The sequence below is a fragment of the Amycolatopsis albidoflavus genome (assembly GCF_039525725.1).
Classification (GTDB): Bacteria; Actinomycetota; Actinomycetes; order Mycobacteriales; family Pseudonocardiaceae; genus Amycolatopsis; species Amycolatopsis albidoflava.
In genome coordinates this window covers 104,511-119,819 of the sequence record NZ_BAAAHV010000031.1, presented here as the reverse complement: position 1 = coordinate 119,819, position 15,309 = coordinate 104,511, and the positions used below count along the sequence as shown (strand labels likewise).

Sequence of the window (15,309 nt, the reverse complement as noted above, 5' to 3'; positions counted from 1 at the left end):
CCTCCTACCTGGTCCGGATGATCGGCGCGTCGTCGTCATCGTCGAGTGAACCAGTGATCCGGCTGGCGGGCTCCACGAGGTTGTCGAAGACCGCGCCCTCCACCCGGTACGCGGCGCGCCGCTCGGTCTCGCCACCGCCGCCGCCACCGCCGTGTCCGCCGCCCATCGCGCCCATGCCAGGCATCCCGCTGCCGCCGGGCTGGCCCGAGCCGCCGGGGTGGTCACCCGCCGGTTGCGAGAACCCGCCGCCGGTTTGGGTGCCAGCGATCGGAGTGCTGTCCACTCCGACCATGGGCCCGCCGTGCAGCGGAGCGCTCGGAGCGCCCGCGGGCACGCCCGGACCGCCGCTGTGCGAGATCTCCGGACCGGGGCCGCCTTCGATCGGGTGGCCGGGTGCCCCGCTCGGGACGCCGTGGTGCAGCGGCTGGGCCGGACCGCCCGCGGGGTGCCCCGGGACGTCCGAGCCCGAGACCCCCGGGCCGCCACCCGCCGGATGCGCCGGATCGCCTGCCGGGTGCCCGCCGAACGGGTCACCGGTATGCGAGATCTCCGGACCAGGCCCGCCTTCCAGCGGACGTCCCGGGTGCCCACCGAACGGGTCGCCGCTGTGCGACGTCTCCGGACCCGGCCCGCCCTCCAGCGGATGCACCGGGTGGCTGCTGCCGGGCGAGGCACCGCCGTGCCCGTTGCCGTCGGGTCCCTTGTGCTCGCCGCCGTGGTGGCCGGGAGCGTCGTCGCGAGGCTGGCCAGGAACGTCGCCCGCGTGGTGCCGTCCGGTGGTGCCGTCGGGCATCTGCGGGCCGTGGTCGACCTCGTGCACGCCCTGCTTCTTGTCGTCCTCCTCGCCGAGCGTGTAGGTCGTCGGGTTGCCCTTGCCGTCGTCGACCGTGACGACGGTAGGCCCGTTCGGCCCGTCCGGACGCTCTGCGGTGATCTTCGTGTCGCCGTCGCGGAGGTGGATCTTGCCGTCCGCGCCGGGATGGTGGACCTCGTCGCCGTGCTGCTGACCGTCCCCGCCGTCGTGCGCGGACTTGTCTTCGGACCAGTCGATCTTGAAGTCCTTGGCGGGACCGGAACCCTCGCCGATCTTGATATCCATCTTGCCGTCGTGGTCCGGCTCGGACATTTCGAAGGTCTTGTCGCCCTGCTTGACCTTCAGGACATCCCGGCCGTCGTCGTCCGGTTTGCCGTCGTGGTTCTTGTCCTCGCCCGGCTTCCCGTCGTGACCCTTGCCGTCGTCGTCGGGCTTGCCGTCGTGGTTCTTGTCCTCGCCCGGCTTGCCGTCGTGGTTCTTGTCCTCGCCCGGCTTGCCGTCGTGGCCCTTGCCGTCGTGGCCCTTGCCGTCGTCGTCCGGTTTGCCGTCGTGGTTCTTGTCCTCGCCGGGCTTGCCGTCTTCGCCGCCGGGGCCGCCGTCGGCGGGGTCGGTCTTGATCGGCGGGCCGTCCACCGGACCGCCGCCGCCGGGGGAACCGCCGCCGCCACCCTTGTCGCCGGGGGCCTTGTCGCCGGGGCTCTTGTCGTCGCCAGGACCCTTGTCGTCCGGGCTCTTGCCGTCGGGACCCTTGCCGTCGCCGCCGGTCGAACCGGGTTCGCCGCCGCCGGGGCCGCCGAGCGGGCCGCCGCCGTGGCTGCCCTGCGAGTCCTTCTTCAGCGCGTCCATCGCGGCCTCGGCCTTTTGCTTGGCCTCGGCCTGGGCCTTCTGCTTGGCCTCTTGCTCGGCCCGCTGCTTGGCCTCTTCGTCGGACTGGGTGTGGTCCTGTCCGCCGCTCGAACCGGAATCACCCGGACCCGAACCGCCGGGGCCGGACCCGCCGGGGCCGGACCCGCCGCTGGAGCCGCCGCCGGAATCGGTCTTGATCGGCGGGCCGTCCACCGGACCACCGCCGGTCCCGCCGCCGGGACCCCCGCCCGAGCCCCCGCCGAGCGGGCCGCCGCCAGGCGAATCGGACGGGACGTCGAGGTCGGGAACCTTCCCGCCGCCCCCGCCGGAGCCGGAGCCGCTGCCGGACCCGCCACCCGAGCCGGACCCGCCGCCGGTGCCGCCGCCAGGACCTCCGCCGATGCCGCCCGGTCCGCCGCCAGTGCCACCGGGGTGGTCACCCTGCGGCGTGTCCGAACCGGACCCGCCGCCGTAACCGCCGCCGGTTCCCCCACCAGTACCGCCGCCGTGACCGTCCCCTTGGCCACCGCCATAGCCGTTGCCCTGACCGCCGCCGTAGCCGCCGCCCTTGCCGTTGCCATTGCCGTTGCCGCCAGGACCCTGACCGCCACCGCCGGGACCACCGCCGCCAGGACCCCCGGAGCCACCAGAACCGCCGGCCCCGCCATCCTTGGCGCCCTGGAACTTGTTCTTGATCTTGCCCATCTCTTTGTCGAGAGTGTCGTAGGCCTTGTCGACGAGGTCCTTGGCGTCCTTGCAGGCCTTCTCGAACCCCTTGTAGACGTTGTCCCACATGTCGGGGTTGAACTGGTTCATGATCCACTGCTTGGCGAGGTCCTTGCCGTGGCTCTGGATCTCGTCGTCGTCGCAGCAGCCCTGGTCGTTGAGGGTGTTGACCAGGTTGGTGCCGAAGTTGTAGTCCATCCAGCCGGCGATCTGGGCCAGGTCGTTGACGCTGCCGTGCTCGCCGTTGGCGACCGCGACGACCTTCTGCGCCATCGTGTAGTCGGCCTTGCCGACCTGGTCGCGGTACAGCGCGATGACCTGGTCGGCCTTCCCCTTGCACAGGTCGAACAGCGTCTTCGTGGTGGCCAGCGTCGCTTCGCTGGCGTGGTTGAGGTCGTCGCCGAGCTTCGCGGCCTTCTTCTGGATGCTCTCGTTGTACTTGTCCGACGCCGCGTCGGCTCCGGCTCCGGTCCAGGTCCCGAACAGGGTGCCCAGTTCGGTGCCGGTTTCGGTCAGCGTCGACTTCACGGTTTCCGAGCCGTGCTTGAAGTGCATGGCGTCATTGACGAAACCCTCGAAACTGATCCCGCGCTGCTCGTCGAACGGACCGCGGATGTCCTTGTCGAGGTCGAGCTTGCGCGTGTTCCCCTTGCAGTCGTCGGGGATCTTCTCGAGCAGCCCGCCGAAGGTCTCGAACACCCGCAGCGCGGCCGCGGCGGGGTCGAAGAGTTCGTCGGACGTCTTCGTGCCGGTGGCCGCGGCGTCCTTGCCCTCGCCGGGGGCAGGCGGCTTCTTCTTGCCGAGCTCGTCCTTGCCCTGGTCGACTGCCTTTTTCTTCTCGTCCTGGTTGTAGCTGGCCTGCTGGCCCTTCTGCCGGGCCTCTTCGTAGACCTGCTCGAGCGGCGGAGCGCCGCCCGGCGCCGCGAACGGATTCTTCGGGATGGGGATGAACGTCCGCCCGTACGACTGGATGTACTTCGCGACGTCCTTGCCCTCGTCGCCCTGGGGATTCGGGTGCTCGTGCACCCACGCCCGGAGCAGGCCGTCCTTCAGCTCCGGCGGCACCGCCGAGTTGTCGAGCAGCTTCTTGACGTCCGGCCAGGTCTTCGGCTGCTGCTTGTCGTCCGCCATCAGAGGATCCCGTCGACGCCGTTGCCGGTCTTGTTGATGTTGCCGACCTGGTTGTCCTCGTTCTTGCCGTAGGCGGAACCGGCGGTGCTGATGTTCGTGCCGAACGATCCGAGCGCGGTGCTGTAGCCGGAGAGCGCCGCCCACAGCTGCTTGGTTCCCTCGAGGTACTTGTCGGCGTGCGCCTGGTGCACCCGGCCGAACTTCTCCTTGGTCAGCTCGGAGTGTTCGAGGTCAGGATTGTCGTCAAGCAGCTTTTCCGCCAGGTCGCCGATGTTCTTCGACGCCGTCGACAACGCTTGGGTTGTCGCGGTGTACCCGCCCCCACCGCTCATTTCAGTGCTTCTCCTCAGCTCGGCTTGTTGCCAGGGCCTCCGCGAGCACGTCCGCCACGGATTCCACGTCGGTGAATCGATCGAGCTCGTCCAGATCGATCGATACGTCGTAGTAGATCTCCAGCGCCGCGAGAAGCCGGATCCGGCCCTTCGAGTCGATGCCGAGCTCCTCCAGCGGAGCGTCGGGCACGACGAGGGCCGGGTCGAGCCGGAAGGTGTCGCTGACGACCTTCGTGACCTCGGCGCAGTGATCACCCACGCACGCCACCGTAACGCGCTTTGGCGGCGGACCGGGCGACCTTCCCGCTGGAAGTGCGCGGAAGTCCGCCAGAAGGGACCAGGTGTACCGCACGGAGAGTGAGATCGTGCTCTCTCGAGACCGCTCGCAGCACCGCCCGGGTCACGTCTTTGACCTCGGCTTCCGCTCCGCGAACCCATTCCGCGACCACCATCGCGCCCTCGCCCCGCTCGTCGGCGACGCCGAACGCGGCGACCCGGTCGCGGCGGATCGCCGGATGCGCCTCGCCGGCCGCCGCTTCGAGGTCCTGCGGGTGGAAGTTGCGGCCGTCGACGACAATCAGGTCCTTGAGCCTGCCGGTGACGTAGAGGTCGCCGCGGTGCAGCACCCCGAGGTCGCCGGTACGCAGCCAGCCGTCGAGCCCGTCGAGGACGCCGCCGAACGAGTCCGCGTCGCCGCGTCCCCAGTAGCCGGACGCGACGTTCGGGCCGTGCACCCAGATCTCGCCGACCTCGTCCTCGGGCTGCTCGTGTCCGTCGTGGACGATCCGGACGAGCTGCCCGACCGGCCGTCCCACCGACATCACCGGCTGGCCATCCGGCGTCTCGACGGCCCGTCCCTGCGCCAGGGCTTCCCGGTCGAGCACCGCGCCGCGCGGCCCTTCGTCTCCCGCGCTCGCGACGTACACCGTGGCCTCGGCCAGCCCGTACGACGGCCGATGCGCTTCCGGGCGGAACCCGCGCGGACCGAAGACTTCGAGGAAACGCTCGACCGTGCGCGGCCGGACAGGCTCGGCGCCGTTGAGCGCGACCCGGACGTCCGAGAGATCGAGATCGTCGTCCGCGCCGACGTCGGCCGCCAGGTCGTAGGCGAAATTCGGGGCCGCGGTGAAGACCGCCGGATAGTCCGAGAGCTGGCGCAGCCACCGCTGCGGCCGGTGCACGAACTCCGCCGGGGACATGAACACCGACCGGCCGCCGACGTACACGGGCAGGCACAGCAGCTGGATCAGGCCCATGTCGTGGAAGAACGGGATCCAGCCCGCGCAGGTCGTCTGCTCGTCGGAGGCGTAGGCCTGGCTGGCCTGCCAGCACGCGGCGACGATCGCCCGGTGCGGGATCACCGCGCCCGCCGGTTCGCGCGTCGACCCCGACGTGTACTGCAGGTAGGCCGGGCTTTCCGGATCGACGCGGACCGGGTCGATGCCAGGTCCGGACAGTTCGTCCACCACCACGAGGTCGCCGGGATCGCTGAACTCGCGCACCTTCGCCGCGACGGCCGAGGACGTCGCCCACACTCGCGCGCCGGAATCGGCGAGGACGCCCGCGAGCCGGTCGGCCTGCGCGCGATTGCCGGGCAACATCAGCGGAACAGCGACCATCCCGGCGGCCATGGCGCCGAAAAACGCCAGCGGGTAAGCGAGTTCCTGTCCGGCGAGGATCGCGACGCGCTCGCCCGGTTCCGCGACCCGGCGCAATTCCCCGGCCACGATCCGGACTTTCGCGGCGAACTCCGCCCACGTCAGCGTGTACTCGACACCGCGGGTGTGCTCTTGCTGGGTGAACAACGGCCGTTCGTCGTCCTCGCGGGCGAACAGCCGGTCCACGATCGAGACGCGCATGACCTCGTCAGGCACGCTCGCAGACGTCCGGGACACGCAGCGAAACCTACTCGAACTCGGGAGCGGCCCGCGAGGCCGGTCGCGGAGAATTCACTCGCGCACCTGGGCGGCCCGGGATTCCAGATAGCGCTTCTCCGCGATACTCGCCGTCGCCTTGGCCGCCAGCCGGTAGTTCTCGTACGCGCCAGGCAAATCCCCGGCTTTCTCCAGCAAATGCGCCCGCACCGACAGCAACCGGTGATGCCGCGCCATCCGTTCTTCACTGTCTAATGTGGACAAAAGCGCGAGCCCGGCCCGCGGCCCCTCGGTTTCGGCGAGCGCGATCGCGCGGTTCAACGTGACGACCGGATTGGGCGCGATCCGTTCCAGGATCAGGTAAAGCGCGTGCACCTGCCGCCAGTTGGTCTCCTCCGCCGTCTCCGCGTCGGCGTGCGTCGCGGCTATCGCGGCCTGCAGCTGGTACGGCCCCAGCTCCGAACCGGCCAGCGACGCTTTCGCCAGCTCAGTGCCCTCGTCGAGCATGGCGCGATCCCACGTCGAGCGGTCCTGGTCGGCCAGCGGGACCAGGTCCCCGGACGCCGTCGTGCGGGCCGCGCGGCGGGCGTGGGTCAGCAGCATCAACGCGAGCAGGCCGGTCACTTCGCTGTCGTCCGGCAGCCGCGCGTGCACCATCCTGGCCAGGCGAATCGCCTCGTACGCCAGGTCCGCGCGGTGCAGGTCGCTGCCGGACGACGCGGTGTAGCCCTCGTTGAAAATCAGGTAGAGCACCTGCAGCACGACGCTCAGCCGCTCCGGGCTTTCCGTGCCCGGGAACGAACTGCCCGCCGCCTTGATCCGCTGTTTGGCACGGCTGATCCGGGCAGCCATCGTGCCCTCCGGTACCAAAAACGCGCGGGCGATCTCGGCCGTCGTCAGCCCGCCGACCGCGCGCAGGGTCAACGCGGTCTGCGACGCCGGGGTCAGCGTCGGATGGCAGCACAGGAACAGCAGGAGCAGCGTGTCGTCGGTGTCCGGCACCTCGGGCGCGGCCTCGACGGCGTTCGCCAGCTCTCGCTCGCGGCGCGCCTGGTCGCTGCGCAGCTGGTCGACATAACGTCGGGACGCGACCGTCGACAGCCAGCCGCGCGGATTGTTCGGCACGCCTTCGACCGGCCATTGCTGCGAAGCGGCGAGGACAGCCTCCTGCACGGCGTCCTCGCACCCCTCGAATTGGCCGTACCGGCGCACCAACACGCCAAGAACCTGCGGCACGAGTTCGCGCAGCAGGTCCTCGACGGCGGGAGGGTTCACGCTTCCAATTGTCCTTCCGAGAACATCACCTGGCGCACCTCGACCCCGAGGCCTTCGATCGCGGCGTCCGGGATCTGCGCGGCCAGCTCGATCGCGCGCTCCTTGCTCTCGACGTCGATCATGTAGTAGCCGCCGAGGAACTCCTTGGACTCGAGAAACGGCCCGTCGGTGACCACCGGCTGCCCGTTGCGCACGGACACCACCGCGGCCTGCGACGGATCGGCCAGCGCCTGCGCGGCGATCAGCTCGCCGGACTTCTTCGTCGACTCCATGAACGCGGTGACGCCGTTGCCGAGGGCTTCCTTCTCCTCGTCGGTCAGCGCGTCGAGAACGGACTGGTTGATGTGCAGGCTGATCAGGAACTTCATCGTCTTGCTCCTCGTGGTTTCGGGGTCTTACGGGGAGTGGTCGGAGGCGCGGGCGGGTTCTGGACATGCACTTTATGTGACGCGCATCACTGCTTGTTCGGGCGCAGTATGAACAGCATGGAGACCGACGCCTGGGCCGCGCTGGCGAGTCCGTTCGTGGAAGGCGCGTACGCGACCGTCAAGGGCCGAATTCGCACGTACGTCCTGCATCAGCAGCTCTTGGCGCACCTGCCTGCGCCGCCGGCCACGGTGCTCGACGTCGGCGGCGGGGCCGGGCATCAGTCGTTTCCGTTGGCGCGCCTGGGTTGCGACGTCGTCCTGCTGGATTCCTCCGACGCGATGCTGGCGAAGGCGCAGGAGCGGCTAGCTGCGGAATCAGCTGAGGTTCGCGAGCGGGTCCGGCTGGTGCGCAGCCGCGGCGAGGACGCCGTCCGCGCGGTCGGCGGCCAGAAATTCGACGCTGTGCTGTGCCACGGCGTGCTGATGTACGTGGAAGATCCCGTGCCGATGATCGACGCGCTGTGCGCCTGCGCGGCACCGGGCGGGATCGTCTCGGTGATGGCGCTCAACGCCGAGACGCTGGCCGTCCTCCCAGCGCTGGAAGGACGGTGGAACGACGCGCTGACGGCGTTCGACGCACGCGGCGAGCGGGGCGTCCTCGGCGTGGACACGCGCGCCGACACGGTCGCCGGACTGTCGCAGCTCCTCGTCGGACAGGGGGCTGAACCGCTTGCCTGGTACGGAGTTTGGCTGTTCGCCGACTGGAGGGACCTGGACCCCGAAGAGAGCCGGATCGCCGAAATCGCGGAGGTGGAGCTGGAGGCGGCGCGACGAGATCCGTACCGGCGGATGAGCCGGGTGTTCCATCTCGTCGCGCGCGCCTGAACTGTCCTATTCGGACGCTTCCCAGAACTCGGTGAGGATTCGCGCGCCCTGGACCGGATCCTGCGTCATCCACCAGTGCCCGAGACCCTCCAGCACCGCGACCTTCGCCCCGGCCCGCTCCGCCGCACGGCGGCGCTGCTCGTCCGTCCCGACGAAGTGGTCCTCGGTCGCCAGGATGACGAGCCCCGGCCGCTCCGCCGCGCGTTCGAGATTGCGGCCGAACTCCGCGATCGCCGGCTGCGCCGCGGACCGGTAGAGCGGCAGGACCGCGCGCGCCATGTCGTCGTTCATCCCCTCGGCGACCTTGGCGGCCACCGACTCGTGCATTCCGCCGCCGACCAGGCGCTCTGCCCGCTTGTCCGCCGGCGCGGCGAACATCGCCGCGACGGCTTCCTCGCCGACCCCCGGTTTCTGCCACGCCTGCGCGAGGTCGTGCCAGACGTAGTCCGGGTCGAACGCGCCCGCCGTGTCGCTGGCCCAGCTGCGCACCAGCTCCGGGCGGGCCATGACGGCGTTGAGCACGTGCGCGCCGCCCCAGTCGTGGCCGACGAGGTCGACCGGTTCGGGAAACTTCTCCAGCTCGGCGATCAGCCAGTCGCGGTATTCGACGGCCGTCGCGCCGAAACCCTCGGGCCACGGCGCGCCGAACCCGGGCGGGGACAGGCACACGACCGGCCGGTCGCCCAGCTCGGCGAGCAGGCGCTCCCACACCGCGGCGGTTTCCGGGTTGCCGTGGACGAAAACTGCGGTCATCGGACTTCCTCCCTCTCGTCGCTCTCACTCTACGCATACTTGCTTGTCAGCTGGCAAGTATGTTGTAGAGTTTCTTCCGTGACCGCCCGCCGCACTCAACAGGAACGCCGCGACCAGGCGTCGGCCGCTTTGCTCGAAGCCGCTGCCGAGCTGGTCGTCGAGGAAGGCGTGCGCGCCGTGACCCTGGCGCGCGTTGGCGAGCGCGCCGGGTACAGCCGCGGCCTGGTCACACATCACTTCGGCGGCAAACAGGCGCTGCTGGAACAACTCGCCCGCACCACGCAGACCGGCTTCGTCCCCGGCCTGGACACGCTGCCGCCCGGCCTGGACCGGCTGTTGCGGCTGATCGACGGCTACCTAGCCCAGCTCAGCGAGCCGGACGTGCTGAGCCGCGCCTTTCTGGTGCTGTGGGCGGAATCGATGACCGCGCCGGAACTGGCCCCGATCTTCCGCGAACGCGACCAGGCCTTCCGCGACGACCTGCGCCACGAGATCGCGGCAGGCATCTCCGAGGGCGACATCCGCGCCGACGCGGACCCGGAGCAGCTCGCCGTCGCCATCGTCGGACAACTCCGCGGCATCGCCCTGCAGTGCCTGCTCGACCCAGCCGCGGTGGAGCCGGCCGCACTGTGCCGCTGCGCCGCTGAGGTGTGGAAACGGGCGCTTTCCTAGAGCACTGATGTTTTCGACGGGACATCCCTTGCTCGCCAAGGATTCTGTCGGATTAGCCGACTTCGCGAAGGAACTCGCAGTCCGCCGCGCCGACCGGACGGCGACCTGGCGCGCCGAGAGCCAGGCCGTCGCGGTCCTGCCACTGGCCGACGACGAAACCCGCTGCTCCCGGACGTCCGCCGGTGGGCGATCCGGCATTTATCGGCCTGAACTGCGCATTCTCGGATTAGCATAGAAATTGCGTCTAGAGCATTAATATCTAGTCGTCTTCCGCATTTCGGAGAACGTCACACAGGCAGTGAGTGATCAGCTACTTTGTTAGCTGTCTGCATTTGATGACACCGAACATGGGGAGGGCTTCGCGTGTGGGAGGACGTCGAGTTCTCGGTCTTTCACCCGTGGGAATCCCAGCCCCGCCAGGGCGGGTTCTCGCTGGACGCCGGTGCGGCGAAGGAGATCCTTCAGGATCTGCTGGAGTACCAGGACCGGCTTCTTTCCATGAAGCGCAAAGTCACCGCCCTGTGCGCGATGAAGCCGCCGTCGAAGGACCCGTCGACCACGGCGATGCACGTGGCGATGGTCGGTGACGGCAGCGGAAAGCAAGGTGCGTTTTCCTACGGAGGCGGGCACATCGACTTGCAATTGCGCTACGTCGAGGAGCTAGCCGAGCGGATCCGGAAAGCGCTCGCCGCGATCGGCCAGAACGAGCAGGACCAGACCAAGACCGTCCAGAACGTCAACCCCGGCGCCCACTCTCCAGGAAAAATCGGATGAACCTGCGCACGACAGTCGCGATGCTCGCCGTCGCTGTCCTCGCCGTCGGCTGCTCCACCCCCACGGACGGCACCCCGACGCCTTCCGCGTCGCCGACGCAAAACCTGCCCTACGGCGGCGCGCCCAAGGTCGAAAACCCGCTGCCGGACGACGTGCTCTCCGGCGATCCGTGCCAGGCGCTCACCCCGCAGCAACTGACCGACCAGCTCGGTTCCGCAGTGCCGGGGAAGCCCGACACCTCCCCAGTCCGTGCCTGCGACTGGACCAGCCCCGACACCCATGGGTTCATCGGACTGTCGTTCTTCGACAAGCACAACGACGGCCTCAGCAACGTCTACGTGAACGTCCGGCCGCAGATGAAGCGCTTCGACGTGCTGCAGCCCATCCAAGGCTTCCCCGCCGTCGCCTACAGCACTCAACCCGGGCCGAATTCCCAGACCTGCGACGTCAACGTCGGGGTCACCGACCAGCTGTCCTTCGCGGTCGAGGTCACGCCGGGCGGCACCAAATTCGGGAACGTCGACCCGTGCCCGCTCGCGACCGACGTCGCCAACGACGTCCTCACCACGTTGAAGCACAAGGCCGGGCGGTGACATGAAATTCTGGGAGCCGATCAAGCAGTACCTCGACCAGCACCAGGAGCTGACGGTGCCGATCGAGGACATCGTCACGCAGGTGCGGGCTTCGGAACCCAGCGGCTGGCACGAAGGCGCGACCATGGCTCGCGAGCTGGCCGCCGAGCAGGAGACGCTGAGCCAGGACCTCTCTGGAACCCTGACGAAGCTGGAATCGTGCTGGAGCGGCGAGGGTTCCGATCTGGTCAGCGAGCGCCTGCGCCAGGTCCGCGCCTCGGCGATCGACGCGCACCAGGCGTTCGCGGCCAACGAAAACACCCACGCCACCGGCATCGCGATGCACGAGAACCTGCGGAATCAGCTGACCTCGATCCCTCCCGCCCCCACCGGCAGCCCGACACCCGCGGCGGGCCTGATGAACGCGGACGTCATGTCCAAGCTTCTGGAGCATGACAGCGCGCAGCGGAAAAACCTTGATACGTATGAGAAATTTACCTCGGAAAGCCAGGGAAACACCCAGCAGCTGAAGGTCGACTACGGCAAGATCGGCGCCTACGACGGCGGGGATGTGACCATCCAGCAGCACCCCTCCGCCGAGCCCAAACCCCAGTCCCAGTCCCAGCCCGGCTCGGTCGCCCCCGAGCGTCATTCGACCGGCGGTACTGCGACATTCAGTCCTGGCACTGGGCCTAACAGCCTTTCCCCGCACAGCTACCCGGCCACTGCGAATGCCTTGCCTGGCAAGGGAAACGACCACACCAGCACCTCCGGATACACCCCGCCACCAGCCTCCGGACCGCCGGCAGACACCCCGGGGCGCGGCGGAACGAGGGCACCGTCGTTGCCCGGCCCGATGAACGACTTCGGCATCAGCGGCCCCATCGACGGCCGTGTCAACGGCATCGCAGAACGCCTCGGCGGCAACCCCGGCAGCAGCTCCGGACGCTCTGGCAACACCCCCGGCAAACTCGGTGGCTCCGGTGGCTCCGGACGCCCCGGCAGCGAAGGCACTCCCGGACGCCCCGGCAACGGCCCCGGTTCCGGCCGACTGGGCGGTGAAGCAGGCCCCCGCTCCGGAACCGGCCCGAGCGAAGGCGCGGCCTCACGGGTCAACTCGGAACGCGGCGCACCCGGCGGAAAAGGCCTATCCGGCGCAGCGGCACCCGGCGGGCAACGCGGCAAGAACGAAGAAGACGAAGAGCACGAACGCAAGTACGTTCTTGATGTAGACCTCTTCGCCGACGACGGTACCGCCGTAGACCCAGAAACCGGAATGCGTCCGACACCCCCGACGCTCGGGGCTTAGCGAGGCATAAGACCTGTTGCTCCGGCGGACTTTGCTGACCGGCGGATCGGTTCACCACGATCGCTCACCATGGCGACTCGCCACCGCCATGGTCACTCGCCACCGCCACTCGTTGCGGTCACTAGCCATGGCAACTCACCACCGCCACTCGCCACCGCCACGGACACTCGCCATGGCGACTCGTCGCGGCCGCTCGCCACGATCACTCGCCGCGATGATTCGCCACCGCCATTCGCCGCGGTCAACGGCGCACCGTAGCGGCTGATCAGCGGCAGGAACGGGTCTAGCGACCCGGTCCCGCCTCGCCGCCCATCAGGCGACGAGGCGGAACTCCCCCTCGAACGGAGCTCCCCTCAAGCATCGCTTCCCTCAAACGCTGCCCCTCGAAGGCTTGCCTCATCGAACGCCGCCCCTCCGACAACGTCCTCCGAACAGTCGTGCCTCAGACACCGACCCTCAACGCCGCCCTCCAGCAACGTCCTTCAAACAGTCCCCCTCAGGCACCGACCCTCAATACCGCCCTCCGGTGCCATCCCTCGAACAGCCGCGCCCCTCGATCGATCGTCCTTTCGGCGGCGCTGTCTCTCTCACGCATCCGCCCCCGAACGGATGCGTGTCCACCGTCGCCCCCTCACGACCCCCCGGCACCGTCATTGCAGATGACCGCCCCACCGGGCGCGCTCCCCCGGAGCATTCGCTCCCCCGCGATCGCTCCGCACCGCGCTGCCGCTGAAACGGTCACCGCCCTCGGCACTGTCCCCTCAAACAGTCCCCTCCGGCACCGCATCCCGACAGGCACTTCCCCTCAGACATCAGGTTCCTCAAGCGGCACGACCCCTCAGAACGTGCCGCGCGCAAAAACCGCGTCCTCAAAAGACCTCAGACCGCGAAAGCCGCGGCCTTCCGCGCGATCACCGCGTTCTTCCGCGCCCGCACCGCCCGGTTGGCCCCGGGCAGCCACTGCACCACGAGCACTGCCAGCAGGCTCAGCACCGCGACAGCGTCGAAGGCGTTCAGCAGCGCCGGGTTCAGGTCGATCAGGTCGCGCAGGCCAAGGCCGATGCCGAAGACCGCGAAGACTGTCAGCACCACTCGCGCCCAGTTGTGCGCGGCGAGGACCATCACGGCCGACACCAGCGTTACCAGGCCGATGACCAGCCAGATCGCCGCGCGGCTGTTGAAGGACGTCATGGCGATTCCGGTCAGGTCATTGGCCGTCAGCAGACCGCTCGAGGCCAGCTCTCGGCCTTCGTTCTGCAAGTATTCCTGCACGGCGGGGCGAATCAAGCCCTCGCCCTGCACCAGCACCATCGCACCCCACAGCAGCCCGCTGAGCGCGCCGACCAATCCCAGCCCCCCGCCGATGGTCAGGGTGCGGGAACGTCGCGCGCCGGTGGAACTGTACGAACTCACTTCTGTCGAACTCCTTGGATCAGCAATCGAATCAAGCGTCACGGAGTTTCCCGCCGACTGCTTGCGCCGTCCACTGGTTCGCCGATAAAATCTGCAGATTTTTTGAACTGGCCGCGAGATCAGAAGAGCCGGGTTAGGCTCTTCGTCGTCCGAGAAGCGAATGCAGAAGGCGAGCCCTGGCAGATGTCCGCACCCAGCCCGTTCCGGTCGCCGTCGTTCAACGTGCTCAGCAGGCTCCTGCGCTCCTCACCTGCCCTGCTCGACACGACGTTCGACCAGTTGCGCACGCTGATCACGGTCGCGGAAACCGGAACCGCCCTCGCCGCCGCCCGCACGCTCGGCCGCGACCAGTCCAGTGTGCAAAAACAACTCGACACTCTCAACCGCAATTTCTCCGAATTGTGCGGGGAGCCATTGTTGCACCGCCAAGGACGTGGCCGTGACGTTCTTTTTACCGACACCGGACGCGCCGTCGCGCAACAGGCTCGCCGCACTCTTACCGAATGGCTGGACACCATTCACGAATGCCGCCGCGAACTCGGCGGAACGCTTACCGTCGGCGCGACTCGCTACACCCTCGGCAGCCTGGCCCACGCCGGCGATCTCGTGGCCGAGCAGTTCCGCGCGCGGGACATCGAACTGAACGTCGTGCACGTGCGCACCAAAGACCTGATCGACCGCCTGCTGGCCAAGGACGTGGACCTGGTCTGCGGCAGCGTCGTCACGACCAACGCGCTCGACACCGTCGACGTGCTCGAATGGCGGCGCAGCGGCCTCGGCATCCTGACCAATATGGACACTCCGAAGCCCGGCGAGTCCGTGCACACCAGCGAATTGCCGACACTGCCGCTCGTCGTCCCAAGCGGCGGCGTGATCAACGACTTTATGCGCGGCTGGTTCGGCTCCGACTACCGCAACCGGCTCGACATCGTAGCCGAGATCGACTCCGCCCAATACGGATTCGAACTGCTCCGTTCGGGTCTCATCCGCGGATGCATGCTCGTCACCCAAGGGCTCGGCGAAGCCGCGGGCGAAAACCGCCTGCACGCCGCCTCCGGATTGCGCACAATCAGCCTCGTCGACGATATCGAGCCGAAACTCGAACTGCTCGTCGGCGTGTTCGCCCGGCGCGGCGAACGATCCTCGTACCCGGACAGCCACCCGCTCAACCTGCTGTGGAACGCACTGCATGAGGCGGGCGAAGCGTCCTGGCTCGAAGTCGACCGCTGACCTGGCTCTCAGCAGGGACCGGAAGGCAGCCGAGATCGGCACCGGGCCAGGGGCAACGCCGAACCCGGACGGCAACCAGGCGGGATCGGCACCGGGCCACGCCCAGTCACGAACCGGCATCCGCCACGGGCCAAGCAAACCCGCAGCCACGACCGGCACCCGGCCAGAAGCAACTCCGAACCCGGACGGCCAACCAGCTGAGATCGGCACCGGACCACGGGCAGCCGCGAGCCGCACAGAACCGGCATCAGCACGGTCGAACCAGGCACAGCAACCAGCAAGGCTTAGCAACCAGCGGGGCTCGGCAGCCAGCCAAGGCACGGCAACCTGCGCGG

Annotated in this window: 14 protein-coding genes; 6 read left to right on the top strand and 8 right to left on the bottom strand. The window is 68.7% G+C overall.

Annotated elements, in window-relative coordinates; all coding sequences use genetic code 11:
• Positions 1–4: 4 nt before the first annotated feature.
• The 6 genes from ABD156_RS45020 to ABD156_RS44995 all read right to left on the bottom strand — a co-directional run bounded on the left by ABD156_RS45020 (position 5) and on the right by ABD156_RS44995 (position 7,366).
• Positions 5–3,517, bottom strand: coding sequence for a hypothetical protein (locus ABD156_RS45020; protein ID WP_344287870.1), 3,513 nt, complete (start codon positions 3,515–3,517; stop codon positions 5–7).
• Positions 3,517–3,849, bottom strand: coding sequence for a hypothetical protein (locus ABD156_RS45015; RefSeq protein ID WP_344287868.1), 333 nt, complete (start codon positions 3,847–3,849; stop codon positions 3,517–3,519). Before ABD156_RS45015 ends, ABD156_RS45020 begins: the two co-directional genes overlap by 1 nt.
• A gap of 1 nt (position 3,850) precedes the next feature.
• Positions 3,851–4,108 (bottom strand): acyl carrier protein, encoded by a 258-nt coding sequence (locus ABD156_RS45010; protein WP_344287866.1) that lies wholly within the window; start codon positions 4,106–4,108, stop codon positions 3,851–3,853.
• The gene (locus ABD156_RS45005) at positions 4,101–5,708 is read right to left on the bottom strand and encodes a fatty acyl-AMP ligase (protein ID WP_344288299.1); all 1,608 of its coding nucleotides are present in this window, start codon (positions 5,706–5,708) and stop codon (positions 4,101–4,103) included. Before ABD156_RS45005 ends, ABD156_RS45010 begins: the two co-directional genes overlap by 8 nt.
• Before the next feature lie 90 nt (positions 5,709–5,798).
• Positions 5,799–6,998 carry an RNA polymerase sigma factor gene (locus ABD156_RS45000; protein ID WP_344287864.1) on the bottom strand — a complete coding sequence of 400 codons (1,200 nt, stop codon included), beginning with the start codon at positions 6,996–6,998 and terminating at the stop codon, positions 5,799–5,801.
• Positions 6,995–7,366: a YciI family protein gene (locus ABD156_RS44995; RefSeq protein WP_344287862.1), complete on the bottom strand. Its 372-nt coding sequence runs from the start codon at positions 7,364–7,366 to the stop codon at positions 6,995–6,997. Before ABD156_RS44995 ends, ABD156_RS45000 begins: the two co-directional genes overlap by 4 nt.
• A 117-nt stretch (positions 7,367–7,483) precedes the next feature.
• Here ABD156_RS44995 and ABD156_RS44990 point away from each other — a divergent pair, with 117 nt between their 5' ends.
• Positions 7,484–8,251, top strand: a complete 768-nt coding sequence (locus ABD156_RS44990) for a methyltransferase (protein WP_344287860.1) — start codon at positions 7,484–7,486, stop codon at positions 8,249–8,251.
• A 6-nt stretch (positions 8,252–8,257) separates the two neighbouring features.
• On the opposite strand, the gene ABD156_RS44985 is transcribed toward ABD156_RS44990, so the two are convergent.
• The gene (locus ABD156_RS44985; protein WP_344287857.1) at positions 8,258–9,004 is read right to left on the bottom strand and encodes an alpha/beta fold hydrolase; all 747 of its coding nucleotides are present in this window, start codon (positions 9,002–9,004) and stop codon (positions 8,258–8,260) included.
• A 78-nt stretch (positions 9,005–9,082) separates the two neighbouring features.
• Here ABD156_RS44985 and ABD156_RS44980 point away from each other — a divergent pair, with 78 nt between their 5' ends.
• From ABD156_RS44980 to ABD156_RS44965, 4 genes are all read left to right on the top strand, one after another.
• Entirely contained in the window at positions 9,083–9,676 is a 594-nt protein-coding gene (locus tag ABD156_RS44980) for a TetR/AcrR family transcriptional regulator (protein ID WP_344287855.1), read from the top strand.
• Between the two features lie 363 nt (positions 9,677–10,039).
• On the top strand, positions 10,040–10,450 hold the full coding sequence (locus ABD156_RS44975) for a hypothetical protein (protein ID WP_344287853.1): 411 nt from the start codon (positions 10,040–10,042) through the stop codon (positions 10,448–10,450).
• A complete protein-coding gene (locus ABD156_RS44970; protein ID WP_344287851.1) occupies positions 10,447–11,043 on the top strand; it encodes a DUF3558 domain-containing protein in 597 nt (198 codons plus the stop codon). Before ABD156_RS44975 ends, ABD156_RS44970 begins: the two co-directional genes overlap by 4 nt.
• A 1-nt stretch (position 11,044) precedes the next feature.
• On the top strand, positions 11,045–12,331 hold the full coding sequence (locus ABD156_RS44965; RefSeq protein ID WP_344287849.1) for a hypothetical protein: 1,287 nt from the start codon (positions 11,045–11,047) through the stop codon (positions 12,329–12,331).
• A gap of 879 nt (positions 12,332–13,210) precedes the next feature.
• Here ABD156_RS44965 and ABD156_RS44960 read toward each other — a convergent pair.
• Positions 13,211–13,744 carry a hypothetical protein gene (locus tag ABD156_RS44960; protein WP_344287847.1) on the bottom strand — a complete coding sequence of 178 codons (534 nt, stop codon included), beginning with the start codon at positions 13,742–13,744 and terminating at the stop codon, positions 13,211–13,213.
• 183 nt (positions 13,745–13,927) lie between these two features.
• On the opposite strand from ABD156_RS44960, the gene ABD156_RS44955 reads away from it, so the two are divergent.
• Entirely contained in the window at positions 13,928–14,974 is a 1,047-nt protein-coding gene (locus ABD156_RS44955) for a LysR family transcriptional regulator (RefSeq protein WP_344287845.1), read from the top strand.
• The last annotated feature ends 335 nt before the right edge of the window (positions 14,975–15,309 follow it).